Below are 15,070 nucleotides of genomic sequence, written 5' to 3'. Positions count from 1 at the left end.
GCCGCGGTCAGCGCGTGCGGCGGATGATCGCCCGGAGCTTGGCCAGCCGCTCCCCCAGCCGCGCCTCGGCGCCGCGGTTGGTCGGCCGGTAGTAGTCCTTGCCCACGAGCGCGTCCGGCGGGTACTGCTGCGGCACGACGCCGTCGGGGTGGGAGTGCGGGTAGACGTAGGTCTTGCCGTGCCCGAGCTTCTTGGCCCCGCCGTAGTGCGCGTCGCGCAGCCCGGGCGGCACGGGGCCGGCGAGGCCGGCGCGGACGTCGGCGACCGACTCCCCCATCGCCGCGGTGACGGCGTTGGACTTCGGTGCGGTGGCGAGGTGGACGACGGCCTGCGCGAGCGGGAAGTGCCCCTCGGGCATGCCGATGAAGGCGACCGCGTCGGCGGCGGCGACCGCGGTCAGCAGCGCCGTCGGGTCGGCCATGCCGATGTCCTCGCTGGCGGAGATGACCAGCCGCCGGGCGATGAACCGCGGGTCCTCCCCTGCCTCGACCATGCGCGCCAGGTAGTGCAGCGCCGCGTCCACGTCGCTGCCGCGGATGGACTTGATCAGCGCGCTGGCGACGTCGTAGTGCATGTCGCCCTGCCGGTCGTAGCGGACCGCCGCCTGCGCCACCGCCGTCTCCAGGGTGGCGAGGTCGATCTCGGTCGCGCCGACCGCCTTCGCCGCCCCGGCCCCGGACTCCAGCGCGGTCAGCGACTTGCGCCCGTCGCCGCCGGCGATGCGGACGAGGTGCTCCTCGGCCTCGTCGGTGAGCGTGAACTCCCCCGCCAGCCCGCGCTCGCTGGCCAGGGCCCGGCGCAGCAGGGTGCGGACGTCGTCGTCGGTGAGCGGCTGCAGGGCCAGGACCAGGCTGCGGGAGAGCAGCGGGCTGACCACGGAGAAGAACGGGTTCTCGGTGGTGGCCGCGATCAGGCTGACGATCCGGTCCTCGACCGCGGACAGCAGGCTGTCCTGCTGGGTCTTGGAGAAGCGGTGCACCTCGTCGATGAACAGCACGGTGCGCCGGCCGGCGTAGGTCAGCTCCCGCTTGGCGCCGGCGATGACCGCGCGGACCTCCTTGACCCCGGAGTCCAGCGCCGAGAGCTGCACGAACTGCCGCTTGGTGGCCAGGGAGATGACGTGGGCCAGGGTGGTCTTGCCGGTGCCGGGCGGCCCGTAGAGGACCAGCGACATCGGCTCGTCGGACTCCACCAGCCGGCGCAGCGGGGCGCGGTCGCCCAGCAGGTGCTGCTGCCCGACGACCTCCTCCAGCGAGCGCGGCCGCATCCGCACCGCGAGCGGCGCCCCGGGGTCGACGCCCGCCGGGCCGTCGTCCTCGGGAGCGTCGAACAGCGATGTCACGGGTCAGAACGCTACCCGCGGGGCACGACACCCTCATGCAGCAGCGACGCATCGGGGACATGACCGTCAGCGCCATCGGGCTGGGGGCCATGCCCCTGTCCACCAAGGACGACCGGCCGTCGGAGGAGGACGCCGTCGCGGTGGTGCACGCGGCCCTGGACGCCGGCGTGACGCTGGTCGACACCGCGGACGCCTACGCCCGGGACGAGGCCGAGTTCGGGCACAACGAGTCCCTGGTGGCGACGGCGCTGCGCTCCTACGGCTCGCCCGACGTGCTCGTGGCCACCAAGGGCGGCCACACGCGCCGCGGGGCCGAGTGGGACCTGGACGGCTCGCCGGCCTACCTGCGCCGCGCCTGCGAGGGGTCGCTGCGACGGTTGGGCGTGGAGGCCATCGGGCTGTACCAGTTCCACCGCCCGGACCCGGCGACGCCCTGGGAGGAGTCGATGGGCGCCCTGCGGCAGCTGGCCGACGACGGCCTCGTGCGGGCGGTCGGCATCTCCAACGCCGACATCGCGCAGATCGACGCCGCCCGGTCCATCGTCGGTGACGCGCTGGTGAGCGTGCAGAACCAGTTCTCGCCGGGGTGGCGGTCCTCGGCCGACGAGCTGGCCCACTGCGCCGCCCACGGCCTGGCGTTCCTGCCGTGGAGCCCCTTCGGCGGGGTGGGCGCGGCCGGCTCGCTGGGCTCGACGGCGCCCGCCTTCGCCGAGGTCGCCGACGAGCTCGGCGTGTCGGTGTACCAGGTGACCCTCGCCTGGCACCTGGCCCAGAGCGACACGGTCGTCCCGATCCCCGGCGCCTCCCGCGCGGCCTCGATCCAGGACTCCGCAGCCGCGGCCGACCTGTCCCTCACCCCCGAGCAGCTCGCCCGCCTGAACCTCGGTTGATCATCGTCATCTGGCAGGTCCCATCGGCGTGGCGGCCAGCCAGATGACGATGATCACGCGGGTGCGGGCGGGGTCCACAGCGGACGCGTCCGTCCACAGCACGCCGAGCGGGGCGGTTCGACGGCGGTCCGGCGGCCAGCGTCAGCGGCATGTCCCTGCCACCCACCTGGACGCCCGCCGAGGCCCGCGCGGCCGGGCTCTCGCGCGGCCGGCTGCGCGGCCCTTCCTTCGTGCGGCTCGCCCACGGCCTCACCGCGCGCCTCGACGACGCCATCGACGCGACCGACCGGCTGCGGTTGCTCTCCCGGCTGCTCCCGGAGGACGCGGCGTTCAGCCACGCGACCGCGGCGGCGCTCCTCGGCGCCCCGATGGCCCCTCCCCGGCAGGCGCACATCGCGCTCACACCGCGCCGGGTCCTCCCCCAGCGCGCCGAGTTCGTGACCCATGCCCGCCGGCTCCACGCCGAGGACGTCGTCCTGCACCACGACCTGCGGGTCACCTCGGGCGCGCAGACGTACCTGGACCTCGCCGAGACCCTGCCGCCGGCGGAGCTCGTCGCGGTGGGTGACGCCCTCCTGCGCGCGGGCCACCTCGACGGCGTCTCCCTGGCCCGGCGCCTGGCACGGGCAGCTCGGGTACGCGGCGTCGTCCGGGCGCGGAAGTGCGCCTCCCTGCTCTCACCGTTGTCCATGTCCCGGCCGGAGAGCCTGGTGCGCTACTGGCTCACCGTCAGCAACCTGCCCACCCCGGTGCCGCAGCTCCCCGTCCTGGACCGCTGGGGCCGGGAGGTGGCCCACGCCGACCTGGGCTACGCGGAGTGGAAGGTCGCGCTGGAGTACGAGGGCCGGCAGCACGCCGACGCCGACCAGTTCCGGAGGGACATCGACCGCTACTCGCTCATGGCGGCCGACGGATGGCTCGTCCTCCGGTTCGCCGGGCGCCACCTGACGGGCCCGTCGATCGTGCTCGACCGCACGCGCCGGGCGCTGCTGAGCCGCGGCTGGCGGGACCCCCGCGGTTGATCATCGTCAGCTGGTCTCCCGCCACGCCGGACCGTGCGCCAGGTGACCATGATCAACGCCGCAGACGCCGCCTGACCGCGGCGGTCAGGGGGTCCGGCGACCGCCCGACCCCGCGCCCGGCCGCCGGTCGCGGACCACGCAGATCACGGCGGCCACCGCCACGGGGACCAGCCAGGACCGCACGCCCCCGACCTCGGCCCCCAGCGAGGCCCAGAACTGGGACCACGGGAGCGGCGGCAGCCCCATCACGAGCAGCCACGTCACGTGCACCAGCGGCACGACGACCCACGACACCGCGAGCAGCAGCGGCCACCAGCCGAGCCGGGACACCGGGCGCAGCCCGACGACCAGCAGCGCGCCGACGAGCACGGCACCGCTGAGCCAGCCGATCCACGGGAGCTCCGGGCCCGTCTGGAGCCGGCGCGCGTCGACGAGCGACAGGGAGACGTCGAGCAGCCTGACCGGCAGCACCCCGGCCGCGGCGGCCAGCGCGGTCCCGGTGCCCACCGGGCCGAGGAGCGCGCACGAGCCCAGGAGCCAGCCCGCCAGCGCGGCGAGGGCGACGGCTGCGTGGAACGCCGTCCGGTCCTCCGCCGCGGCCGCGAACGTGCCCGCGTCCCCCTGCGCCACCCAGGCCGTCACGACGACGGCCGCGACCGCCAGGACGACGCCGACCAGGACGGCTCCTGCCGCGGTCCGACGTCGCCCTCGGGGCGCCGCCCGGGCGAGGAGCCCCGCGGCGATCCCCGCGACGACGGCGTTGTGCGTCGCGGCCCCCAGCGAGGTCAGGGGCAGCGCCAGCACGGGCGTGGTCACGCCCCCGGACCCTGTCCCGGAGCCCAACAGGCCCTGCAGGGCGTCGACGAACAGGCGCAGCACGGGCGGGGCCGAGGCGACCAGCCACCACGTGACCGCGGCCAGCGGGACCAGGCCCACCAGCAGGGCCGCACGGGCGGCAGGAGTGGCGGGGCGCTCGACCGTGGTCCGGGTCACCCCGCAGTTCTAGCGGTCGAGCACCTCCCGCAGGGCCCCCAGCACCAGCGTCACCTTGTCGGGTGTCGCGTTGGCCCCCATGAGGCCGATCCGCCACACGCTCGACGCGAAGGGGCCGGCGCCCGCCCCGATCTCCAGGTCGTAGCGCTCGAGCAGCTCCTTGCGGACCGCCGCCGAGTCGACGCCGTCGGGCACCTTGACCGTGGTCAGCTCGGGCAGCCGGTGCCCCTCGGCGGCGAACAGCTCCAGCCCCAGCTCGGCCAGGCCCTCGTGCAGCAGCCGGCCGGCCTCGGCGTGCCGGGCGTGGACCGCGTCCAGCCCTTCCTCGAGGATGCGGCCCAGCCCGGCGTGCAGCGACACGACCATCCCGGTCGGCGCCGTGTGGTGGTAGGTCCGCCCGGACCCGGCGGCCTCCCCGGCGTACCCGCCCAGCAGCCCGAGGTCGAGGTACCAGCTCTGCGGCCGCTCGACCCGCCGCTCCCAGGCGCGGTCGGAGATGGTGAAGGGCGCCAGCCCCGGCGGGACGCCCAGGCACTTCTGCGAGCCGGCGTAGGCGAGGTCGACCCCCCAGTCGTCCAGCCGGACCGGGATCCCGCCCAGCGAGGTCACGCAGTCGGCCAGGAGCAGCGCGTCGCCCTTGCCAGCGGCCAGCGGCTCGAGGTCGGAGCGCACACCGGTGGAGGTCTCGGCGTGGACGGCGGCGACCAGCTTCGGCGAGGGGTGCGCGGCGAGCACCCGCTCGGCGTCGACCGGCTGGCCCCAGTCGTGCTCGACGGGGACGACCTCCGCGCCGCAGCGCGAGGCCACCTCGACCATGCGCTGCCCGAAGAGCCCGTTCACCGCGACGACGACGACGTCACCCGGGCCGACGGTGTTGACGAACGCCGCCTCCATGCCCGCCGAGCCGGTGGCCGACAGCGGCAGGGTGCGCCGGTTCGCCGTCCCGAACACCTGGCGGAGCCGGTCCGACGTCTCGTCCAGGACCTGCAGGAACAGCGGGTCGAGGTGGCCGAGCAGCGGGAGGCCGAGGGCCGCGGTGGCCTCCGGGTACGGGTTCGAGGGGCCGGGACCGAGCAGGGTGCGGGCACGCAACGGCATGCCCGCACCCTACGAGCCGGGTTAGCCGTTCGCCGGGTTCGAGGGGCCCGGCGCACCCGGCTGGCCGGGCAGGGCCGGCTCCTCGGGCTTGGCGTCGATGCCGGCCTCCTTGCGCTGGGCGTCGGTGATCGGCGTCGGCGCACCGGTCAGCGGGTCGAACCCGGCGCCGGTCTTCGGGAAGGCGATGACCTCGCGGATCGACTCCACCCCGCTCAGCAGCGCCGAGAGCCGGTCCCAGCCCAGCGCCGCGCCGGCGTGCGGCGGCGGGCCGTAGGCGAACGCCTCGAGGAAGAAGCCGAAGCGCTCGCGGGCCTCCTCGCGCGACATGCCGAGGGTCTCGAACACCCGCTCCTGCAGGTCGGCGTCGTGGATGCGGACCGAGCCGCTCATGACCTCGTTGCCGTTGATCACCATGTCGTAGGCGTCGGACAGCGCCGCGCCCTTGTCCTCGGCGAACCGCTCCCGCCACTCGGGGGTGGGCGAGGTGAAGGGGTGGTGCATGAACGTCCAGTCGCCGTCCTCGGTCTCCTCGAACATCGGGAAGTCGACGACGAACAGGAACGACCAGGAGCCCGGCTCGATGAGGTCGAGCCGCTTGGCGATCTCGTTGCGGGCGGCGCCCAGCAGCTCCTGGGACGAGCGGCGCTGGCCGGCGGCGAAGAAGACGCAGTCGCCGGGCTTCGCGCCGACGGCCTCGACCAGGCCCTCGCGCTCGGCGTCGGAGATGTTCTTGGCCACCGGGCCGCCGAGGGTGCCGTCCTCGGCGATGGTCACGTAGGCCAGGCCCTTGGCTCCGCGCGACTTCGCCCAGTCCTGCCAGGCGTCGAACGCCCGCCGCGGCTGCGACCCGCCACCGGGCATCACGACGGCGCCGACGTAGGGCGACTGGAAGACCCGGAACGGGGTGCTCGCGAAGTACTCGGTGAGCTCGGTCAGCTCGATGCCGAAGCGGAGGTCGGGCTTGTCGGAGCCGAAGCGGTCCATCGCCTCGCGGTAGGTCATCCGCGGGATCTCGGGCACCTCGTAGGAGGCGAGCTCCCGCCACAGCGCGCGGACGACGTCCTCGGCGATGGCGAGCACGTCGTCGCGCTCGACAAAGCTCATCTCGAAGTCGAGCTGGGTGAACTCCGGCTGCCGGTCGGCGCGGAAGTCCTCGTCCCGGAAGCAGCGGGCGATCTGGTAGTAGCGCTCCAGGCCGCCGATCATCAGCAGCTGCTTGAACAGCTGCGGCGACTGCGGCAGCGCGTACCACTTGCCCTGCTGCAGGCGGACCGGCACGAGGAAGTCGCGCGCGCCCTCGGGGGTGGACCGGGTCAGCGACGGCGTCTCGACCTCGGTGAAGCCGTGGCCGGCCATGACGCCGCGGGCGATCCGGCTGATCTCCGACCGGAGCCGGATGGCCTTGGCCGGGCCCTGCCGGCGCAGGTCGAGGTAGCGGTACTTGTAGCGGACGTCGTCGGACGCCGCCTGGTCGGTCTCGATCGGGAACGGCAGCGGGGCCGACGCCGACAGGACCCTCAGCTCCGACGTCGCCACCTCGATCTCACCGGTCGGCAGCTCCGGGTTCTCGTTGCCCTCCGGACGACGGCGCACCTCGCCGGTGACGAGCACGCAGTACTCGTTGCGCAGGTGGTGGGCCTCCTCCTCGCGGACGACGACCTGCACGTAGCCGGAGGCGTCACGCAGGTCGAGGAAGACCACGCCGCCGTGGTCGCGGCGGCGGGCGACCCAGCCGGCGAGGGTGACGGTGGAGCCGGCGTCGGACGCGCGCAGCGTTCCGGCGTCGTGGGTGCGGAGCACGGTGGAGCCTTCCTGGAGGGGAGAACGGTTACCAGCGGTCGTGCACGTGGGCGCGGATGCGCTCGTCGTACAGCCGCTCGAGGTCGGAGAGCTGGGAGTCGCTCAGCGGGGCCATCGACGCCGCCGCCACGTTGCCGCGCACCTGGGTGACGTTCCGGGCACCCGGGATGACGGTGGTGACACCCGGCTGGTCGATCACCCAGCGCAGCGCGAAGGCGGCGGTGGGCACGGCGTCGCCGGCGATGGCGGCGACCTCGCGGGCCGCCTCGACCCCGACGTCGAACGGCACGCCCGCGAAGGTCTCGCCGACGTCGAAGGCCTCGCCGTTGCGGTTGAAGGTGCGGTGGTCGTCGGCGGGGAACGTCGTCGACTCGTCGTACTTGCCGGTCAGCAGGCCGCTGGCCAGCGGCACGCGGGCCAGGATGCCGACGCCGGCGCGCTGGGCGGCGGGCAGCAGCTCCTCCAGCGGCTTGCGCCGGAAGATGTTGAGGATGACCTGGATGGTGGCCACGCCCGGGTGCTGCAGCGCGGTCAGCCCCTCCTCGACGGTCTCCACCGAGACGCCGTAGGCGGCGATCGAGCCGTCGGCGACGAGTCCGTCGAGGGTGTCGTAGACCCGCTGGTCGGAGTAGACGGCCGGCGGCGGGCAGTGCAGCTGCACCAGGTCGAGGGTGTCGACGCCGAGGTTGCGGCGGGACCGGTCGACCCACGCCCGCAGGTTCTCCGGCGTGTACTGGGCGGCCTCGAACGGGTCGGCGCGGCGGCCGGCCTTGGTGGCGACGAACGGGCGGGCCGACCGCGCGGCGAGCGCCTTCCGGATGCGCTCCTCGGAGCGGCCGTCGCCGTAGACGTCGGCGGTGTCCAGCAGCGTGACCCCGGCGTCGAGGGCGGCGTCCAGCACGTCGGCGGCGTCGTCCTCGGAGACGTCGCCCCAGTCACCGCCCAGCTGCCACGTGCCCAGGCCGATCACGCTGACGTCGGCGCCGGTCCGGCCCAGCGGCCGCTGCTCCATGCTCATGCCCCCACGCTTTCACGAAGACGCTCGAACAGCGCCCCGACCGGCACCGCGACCTGCTCGCCGGTGCGCATGTCCTTGAGCTGGCCCACGCCCTCGGCCAGGTCCCGCTCCCCGATGACGACGACGTGCGAGGCACCCGAGCGGTCGGCGGCCTTCATCGAGCCCTTGAGCCCGCGGTCGCCGTAGACGGTGTCGGCGGAGACGCCGGCCTGCCGCAGCTGCCCGACCAGCCGCACGGCGAGCCGCTTGGCCTCGGCCCCGAGCGGGACGACGAACGCCTGCACGCCGGCGACGGCGCCGACGTCCAGACCCTCGGCCTGCACCGCCAGCAGCGTCCGGTCCACGCCGACGGCATAGCCGATCCCGGAGAGGTCCGGGCCGCCGAGGGCCGCGGACAGCCCGTCGTAGCGGCCACCGCCGCCGATCGCCGACTGCGCGCCCAGACCGTGGTGCACGAACTCGAACGTCGTCTTCGTGTAGTAGTCCAGCCCGCGCACCAGCCGCGGCGCCTCGGTCCAGGTGACCCCGAGGTCGGTGAGGTGCTGGCGGACGGCGTCGTAGTGCGCCTTGGTGGAGTCCGAGAGGTGGTCGACCATGAGCGGGGCCTCGTCGAGCTGCGCCTGCACCTCGGGCCGCTTGTCGTCGAGCACCCGCAGCGGGTTGATCGCCGCGCGGCGCCGGGTCTCCTCGTCGAGGTCGAGCTTGTCGAGGTAGGCGACCAGCAGCTCGCGGTACTGCGGGCGGCAGGTGGCGTCGCCGAGCGAGGTGAGCAGCAGCTCGAAGTCGGTGAGCCCGAGGTCGCGGAAGCCCTGCACGCCCAGCGCGACGACCTCGGCGTCCAGCGCCGGGTCGTCCGTACCGAGGGCCTCCATGTCCACCTGGGTGAAGTGCCGGTAGCGGCCGGCCTGGGGGCGCTCGTAGCGGAACGCCGACCCGACGCTCCACAGCTTCACCGGCAGGGCGCCGTCGTGCAGGCGGTGCTCGATGAAGGCGCGCATCAGCCCGGCGGTGAGCTCGGGGCGCAGCGTCAGCGAGCGGCCACCCCGGTCCTCGAAGGTGTACATCTCCTTCGTGACGACGTCGGTGGACTCACCGACGCCGCGGGAGAAGACGGCCGTCTCCTCGAACACCGGCGTCTCGATGTAGCCGTAGCCGGCCCGGCGCAGCGGCGCGGTGAGGGTGTCGCGGACGGCGAGGAAGCGCGCCGAGTCCGGCGGCAGCGTGTCGAAGGTGCCCTTGGGGGCGGTCATGCCGCTCACAGTCCACGTCCCTTGGGTGCGCTCGCGGCCTCGGCCAGGTAGGGGTTCGTCGCGCGCTCGCGGCCGACCGTCGTCGCCGGGCCGTGGCCGGGCAGCACGACCGTCTCGTCCTCCAGCGGCAGGACGACGTCGCGCAGCGACCGGAGCATGTCGTCCCAGGAGCCGCCGGGCAGGTCGACCCGGCCCACCGAGCCGGCGAACAGCACGTCGCCGGCGAGCAGGCCCGGGGCCTCGCCCAGGTCGAGAGAGAACATCACCGAGCCCTGTGTGTGCCCGGGTGCGTGGCGGACCGTGAGGTCGACGCCGGCCAGCGACAGCACCTCACCGTCGTCCAGCGACCGCACCTCGGAGGGGTCGGGCAGCCGCACGCCGGTGATCAGCGGCGCGAGCTGCGGCCCGTGCCAGCGGGCGGGGTCGCTGAGCATCCCGGAGTCCAGCGGGTGCAGGTAGGCGGGGATGTCGTAGCCGTCGCAGACCGGGAGCACGGAGAAGGTGTGGTCGAGGTGGCCGTGGGTGAGCACGACGGCGACCGGCTTCAGGCCGTCCTCGGCCAGCATGCGGGCGAGGGGCTCGACGGCGTCCATGCCGGGGTCGACGACGACGCACTCCTGCCCCGGCCCGGAGGCGACGGCGTAGCAGTTGGTGCCGAACGCGCCGGCGGGGAACGAGCGGATGAGCACCCGTGCAGGTTACGCGGGCGCCCCGGCGTGCTCCGGTGCTGCCAGGGAGCGTCCAGCGCAGCCACCTAGACTCGCTCCCCGAACAGCGGGGGCGGCCCGTCGCGGCCGCGCCCCGCTCACCCGTCCGTCGGAGGAGTTCGCACCCGTGCCCACGAACAAGCAGCGGCGTGAGGCCGCGCAGCGCCACCTGCAGCGGCAGCTGGAGCGCCGCGCCGAGCTGGCCAAGAAGCGCCGCCGCAACCTGGGCATCCTCCTCACCGCGCTCGCCGTCGTCGTGGTGGTCGGTGCGGCCCTGCTGATCACCGGCGTCCTCGGTGGCGACGACGAGAACGACAACCAGGCCGCGGACCCCACGACGCCGTCCGCCACCTCGTCGGCCGCCCGCACCACCAACCCCGACGGCACGGTCACCTGCGAGTACCTGCCCGACGAGAGCGGGAACCCGAACCTGGAGGACGTCGGCACCCCGCCCGCCCCGGAGTCCACCCCCACGCAGGGCACCGCGACGCTGCTGATGGCCACCGACCAGGGGGACCTCACGCTGACGCTGGACCGCGCCACGGCGCCGTGCGCCGCGGCCAGCTTCGTACACCTGACCGAGCAGGGCTTCTACGACAACTCCCCCTGCCACCGGCTGGTGACCCAGGAGTCGTTCGGCCTGCTGCAGTGCGGCGACCCGACCGGCTCGGGCTCCGGCGGCCCCAGCTACAAATACGCCGAGGAGGTCACGCCGGAGACGACGTACCCGCGCGGGACGATCGCGATGGCGAAGACGGCGGCGCCCAGCTCCACGGGCAGCCAGTTCTTCCTCTGCTTCACCGACGTCACCCTCCCGCCGCAGTACACGGTCGTCGGCACCATCGACGAGGCCGGGCTGGGCGTGCTGGAGAAGGTCGCCGAGGGCGGCGTGCAGGGCGTCGAGGGCCCCGGCGACGGCGCCCCGAACACCCCGGTGACCATCACCGACATGTCCGTCGTCTGACCTGCAGCACCACCTGACGAGAGCGCCGGCGCCCCACGGGCACCGGCGCTCTCGTCGCTGCGGCCTGCCCGGCGGGCCCCAACGCTGCGGTGCGACGAGTGCTCCGGTCCCCCTCCTCCGTGGGGCCCGTGCGCCGACTCACCCTGGAGCCGGAGGGGTTGCGGCCGGCGCCGGGGAACGCCGCGCTGCGGCGCTGCTCCTCTCCGGCCGTCGGCGGACGGTGTCTCCTGGCAGGAGGAGGCGCTGATCAGCTCCCCTTGCGGGCGGACGCTCGTGCCACCGCGCCCAGCTTGCTGCCCTGCATCCCCTGGGCGGTCGCGCCGCACGCAGCACCCGTCCGGATCACGGACGTGGCCATCGTCCGACCCGGGTCCCCCGATGGGCCGTCCTCACCATCGGCACGGTCGGTGCCCGATCGACGACTGCAGTCATCGGGCAGGGTGGCCCCATGCAGCACTTCCCCCAGCCACCCGCCGTCGAGCGCGCGGCCGTCGACGCCCTGGTCTCCTACGCCGAGCAGTGCGCCACGTGGCTGGAACAGCACATGCGCGAGGCCGAAGCGTCGGGCCACCGCCCAACCGCAGACCAGGAGGACAACCTGCGCGGCTACCGCTTCACCGCCCTGTTCCTGCAGGAGAGCTACGACCGCTGAGACCGTCACGGGCGCGCCGTCGTCAGGCGGTGACGCGCTCCACGTCGAAGACGCCGTCGACGTTGCGGACCGTCTGGAGCACCGCGCCCAGGTGCGCGGGGTCGGCCAGCTCGAAGGTGAACCGGCTGATCGCCACGCGGTCGCGGCTGGTCTGCACCGACGCGGAGAGGATGTTGACCCGCTCGTCGGCCAGCGCCTTGGTGACGTCGGAGAGCAGCCGGTGCCGGTCCAGCGCCTCGACCTGGATCGCGACCAGGAACATCGCACCGGGCTGGTTGCCCCACTCGACCTCGACCAGCCGCTCGGGCTTGCTCTGCAGGTCACCGGCGTTCGTGCAGTCGGTGCGGTGCACGCTCACGCCGCCGCCTCGGGTGACGAACCCGAGGATCGCGTCGCCCGGCACCGGGGTGCAGCACTTGGCCAGCTTCGCCCACACATCGGTCATCCCGTGGACGACGACGCCGGGGTCCCCGCTGGCGCTGCGGCGGGGCGCCGGCCGGCGGGTCGGGATCGCGGTCTCGGCGATGTCCTCGGCGGCGCCCTCGCTGCCCCCGAGCGCCACCATGAGCTTCTCGACGACGGAGGCCGCCGACAGCTGGTTCTCCCCCACCGCCGCGTAGAGGGCGGTGACGTCGGCGTAGCGCAGGTCCTTGGCCAGCGTGGACAGCGCCTCGCCGCCCAGCAGCCGCTGCAGCGGCAGGCCCGCCTTGCGCATGGCGCGGGTCAGGGCCTCCTTGCCGGCCTCGACGGCGTCCTCGCGGCGCTCCTTGGTGAACCACTGCCGGATCTTGGTCCGGGCCCGCGACGAGCCGACGAAGGTCAGCCAGTCCTTCGACGGGCCGGCGGTGGGCGACTTGGAGGTGAAGATCTCGACGACGTCGCCGTTGGTGAGCTTGCTGTCCAGCGACACCAGCGACCCGTTCACGCGGGCGCCGATCGTCCGGTAGCCGACCTCGGTGTGCACGGCGAAGGCGAAGTCCACCGGGGTCGCCCCGCCGGGCAGGCTGACGACGTCGCCCTTCGGCGTGAAGACGAAGACCTCCTGCGGACCGAGGTCGTAGCGCAGGGTCTCCAGGAACTCGCCGGGCTCCTGCGCCTCGCGCTGCCAGTCCAGCAGCTGCCGCAGCCACAGCATGTCGTCCGGCGAGCCGGCCTTGACCGGGGCGCCGAACTCGCCGGCGCTGGGCTTGCCGCCGGCCCGCGCCTTCTCCTTGTACTTCCAGTGCGCCGCGATGCCGAACTCGGCGGTGCGGTGCATGTCGTGGGTGCGGATCTGCAGCTCGACCGGCTTGCCCTGCGGGCCGATGACCGTCGTGTGCAGCGACTGGTACATGTTGAACTTCGGCATGGCCACGAAGTCCTTGAAACGGCCGGGCACCGGCTGCCAGTGCGCGTGCATGATGCCCAGCGCCGCGTAGCAGTCGCGCACCGAGTCGACCAGGATCCGGATGCCGACGAGGTCCCAGATGTCGGTGAAGTCGCGGCCGCGGACGATCATCTTCTGGTAGATCGAGTAGTAGTGCTTGGGCCGGCCGGTGACGACCGCCTCGATCTTGGCGGCCTTGAGCTGCTCGGTGACCTGCGAGGTGACCTCGGCGATGAACGTGTCCCGGGACGGCGCGCGCTCGGCGACCAGGCGGACGATCTCGTCGTAGCGCTTGGGGTAGAGCGTGGCGAACGCGAGGTCCTCGAGCTCCCACTTGATGGTGTTCATACCCAGCCGGTGGGCCAGCGGGGCGAGGATCTCCAGCGTCTCGCGCGCCTTCTTCTCCTGCTTCTCGGGCGGGAGGAAGCGCAGGGTGCGCATGTTGTGCAGCCGGTCGGCCAGCTTGATGACCAGGACCCGCGGGTCCCGGGCCATCGCCACGATCATCTTGCGGATCGTCTCGGCCTGGGCGGCGTCGCCGAGCTTGACCCGGTCGATCTTGGTGACGCCGTCGACGAGGTGGGCGACCTCCGACCCGAAGTCGGTGGTGATCGTCTCCAGCGTGACGCCCGTGTCCTCGACGGTGTCGTGCAGCAGGGCCGCGATCAGCGTCGTGGTGTCCATCCCGAGCCCGGCCAGGATGGTGGCGACGGCGAGCGGGTGGGTGATGTAGGGGTCGCCGCTCTTGCGCCGCTGGCTGCTGTGCGCGGCCTCGGCGACGTCGTAGGCCCGCTGGAGCAGGACGAGGTCGGCCTTCGGGTGGCTCTGCCGGTGCAGAGCGGCCAGCGGCTCCAGCACCGGGCGCACCAGGCCGCTGCGCTGCCCCGCCACGATCCGCCGGGCCAGCCGGTCGCGCACCCTCCGGCGGGGCGCACCGGACTCCGGGTCGACCGGCTCCGCGCCGACGTCGTCCGGACGGCGCACCACCGGGCGCTCGGGCAGCGGGATGCGGACCGGAGCCTCCCCGTCGGGGACGAGCTCGTCGGTCGGCTGGCCTGGCCGCGCAGGAGCCGTGCCAGCGGCTGCTTCGGAGGCCACGGTTGCTCCCACGGGTTCGAGGAGGGGGGACCCTCCCCATGCTAGCGGGGCGGCGTGCCCGACCGCCGGGTGCGACCGCTGCGCCTCACCCGGCCAGGGGGTCCTCCGCCCGGCGGCGTCCGGTCAGGTGATCCAGAGGGCGTGCACGGCGTGCGGGGCCAGCCGCTCCCGGCCGCCCAGGGCGGCGAGCTCCACGACCACCGCCACCGCGGTGACGACGCCCCCGAGCTGCTCGACCAGCCGCACCGCGGCGTCCAGCGTCCCGCCGGTGGCCAGCACGTCGTCGACCACCAGCACCCGCTGGCCAGGACGGATGGAGTCCGCGTGCAGCTCCAGGGTCGCCGTGCCGTACTCGAGTGCGTAGTCGGCCGCGATCCGCTCGCGCGGGAGCTTGCCGGCCTTGCGGACCGGCACGACACCCACGCCGGCCTCCAGGGCGACCGCGGCGGCCAGCAGGAAGCCGCGGGCCTCCACCCCGACGACGACGTCGAAGTCGCGCTCCCCCGGCCCGGCCACCGCGGCGGCCCGCGGGTCACCGCCCGCCGGCGCGGCCAGGCCCTCCACGACCCGGCGGAACGCCGGGCCGTCGGCGAACACCGGCGTGAGGTCGCGGAACAGGACGCCGGGCTCCGGGTGGTCCGGGATGTCGACGGTGAGGCCCGCGATCAGCTCGTCCAGCGGCTGCACCGCCTGGTCGGTCACCGGCGGCGCTTGCCGGGGCGCTGCGGCCGGGCCCCGGGCCGGGGCTTCCGGGTCGAGCTGGACGGCGGTACGGCGGTGCGGGCGCGCCGGCTGCTGCTGGCGACCGGCCTCACCGACGAGATGCCGGACCTGCCCGGCGTCGCCGAGCGGTGGGGGAGCGCGGTGCTG

Annotated in this window: 13 protein-coding genes; 4 read left to right on the top strand and 9 right to left on the bottom strand. The window is 74.1% G+C overall.

What is annotated here, in order from left to right; translation table 11 throughout:
• Nucleotides 1-7: 7 nt before the first annotated feature.
• Nucleotides 8-1,342, bottom strand: coding sequence for a replication-associated recombination protein A (locus E4P43_RS10835; RefSeq protein ID WP_135145462.1), 1,335 nt, complete (start codon nucleotides 1,340-1,342; stop codon nucleotides 8-10).
• A gap of 35 nt (nucleotides 1,343-1,377) precedes the next feature.
• Between E4P43_RS10835 and E4P43_RS10830 the strand changes: the two genes are divergently transcribed.
• Entirely contained in the window at nucleotides 1,378-2,232 is an 855-nt protein-coding gene (locus E4P43_RS10830; RefSeq protein ID WP_135145461.1) for an aldo/keto reductase, read from the top strand.
• Nucleotides 2,233-2,381: 149 nt separating this feature from the next.
• Complete coding sequence (locus E4P43_RS10825) at nucleotides 2,382-3,254, top strand: hypothetical protein (RefSeq protein WP_245159071.1); 873 nt, start codon at nucleotides 2,382-2,384, stop codon at nucleotides 3,252-3,254.
• Nucleotides 3,255-3,338: 84 nt separating this feature from the next.
• Here the strand turns inward: E4P43_RS10825 and E4P43_RS10820 are convergent, their stop codons facing one another.
• The 6 genes from E4P43_RS10820 to E4P43_RS10795 are packed head-to-tail and all read right to left on the bottom strand — an operon-like array spanning nucleotide 3,339 to nucleotide 10,102.
• On the bottom strand, nucleotides 3,339-4,247 hold the full coding sequence (locus E4P43_RS10820) for a hypothetical protein (protein WP_135145460.1): 909 nt from the start codon (nucleotides 4,245-4,247) through the stop codon (nucleotides 3,339-3,341).
• A 9-nt stretch (nucleotides 4,248-4,256) separates the two neighbouring features.
• Nucleotides 4,257-5,345, bottom strand: a complete 1,089-nt coding sequence (locus E4P43_RS10815) for an alanine--glyoxylate aminotransferase family protein (protein ID WP_135145459.1) — start codon at nucleotides 5,343-5,345, stop codon at nucleotides 4,257-4,259.
• A gap of 21 nt (nucleotides 5,346-5,366) precedes the next feature.
• A complete protein-coding gene (gene aspS / locus E4P43_RS10810) occupies nucleotides 5,367-7,145 on the bottom strand; it encodes an aspartate--tRNA ligase (protein WP_135145458.1) in 1,779 nt (592 codons plus the stop codon).
• Nucleotides 7,146-7,173: 28 nt separating this feature from the next.
• On the bottom strand, nucleotides 7,174-8,163 hold the full coding sequence (locus E4P43_RS10805; protein WP_245159070.1) for an aldo/keto reductase: 990 nt from the start codon (nucleotides 8,161-8,163) through the stop codon (nucleotides 7,174-7,176).
• Entirely contained in the window at nucleotides 8,160-9,413 is a 1,254-nt protein-coding gene (gene hisS / locus E4P43_RS10800) for a histidine--tRNA ligase (RefSeq protein ID WP_135145457.1), read from the bottom strand. The genes E4P43_RS10805 and hisS overlap by 4 nt, the downstream gene beginning before the upstream one ends.
• A gap of 5 nt (nucleotides 9,414-9,418) precedes the next feature.
• A complete protein-coding gene (locus E4P43_RS10795; RefSeq protein ID WP_135145456.1) occupies nucleotides 9,419-10,102 on the bottom strand; it encodes an MBL fold metallo-hydrolase in 684 nt (227 codons plus the stop codon).
• Between the two features lie 145 nt (nucleotides 10,103-10,247).
• On the opposite strand from E4P43_RS10795, the gene E4P43_RS10790 reads away from it, so the two are divergent.
• A complete protein-coding gene (locus tag E4P43_RS10790; protein WP_135145455.1) occupies nucleotides 10,248-11,084 on the top strand; it encodes a peptidylprolyl isomerase in 837 nt (278 codons plus the stop codon).
• 448 nt (nucleotides 11,085-11,532) lie between these two features.
• Nucleotides 11,533-11,736, top strand: a complete 204-nt coding sequence (locus E4P43_RS10785) for a hypothetical protein (RefSeq protein ID WP_135145454.1) — start codon at nucleotides 11,533-11,535, stop codon at nucleotides 11,734-11,736.
• Between the two features lie 22 nt (nucleotides 11,737-11,758).
• On the opposite strand, the gene E4P43_RS10780 is transcribed toward E4P43_RS10785, so the two are convergent.
• On the bottom strand, nucleotides 11,759-14,200 hold the full coding sequence (locus E4P43_RS10780) for a bifunctional (p)ppGpp synthetase/guanosine-3',5'-bis(diphosphate) 3'-pyrophosphohydrolase (protein ID WP_135145453.1): 2,442 nt from the start codon (nucleotides 14,198-14,200) through the stop codon (nucleotides 11,759-11,761).
• A 123-nt stretch (nucleotides 14,201-14,323) separates the two neighbouring features.
• On the bottom strand, nucleotides 14,324-14,902 hold the full coding sequence (locus E4P43_RS10775; protein WP_135145452.1) for an adenine phosphoribosyltransferase: 579 nt from the start codon (nucleotides 14,900-14,902) through the stop codon (nucleotides 14,324-14,326).
• Nucleotides 14,903-15,070: the final 168 nt, after the last annotated feature.

Origin of the sequence: Blastococcus sp. TF02A-35 (genome assembly GCF_004571075.1) — a bacterium.
Classification (GTDB): Bacteria; Actinomycetota; Actinomycetes; order Mycobacteriales; family Geodermatophilaceae; genus Blastococcus.
This window is presented reverse-complemented; position numbering and strand designations above follow the sequence as displayed.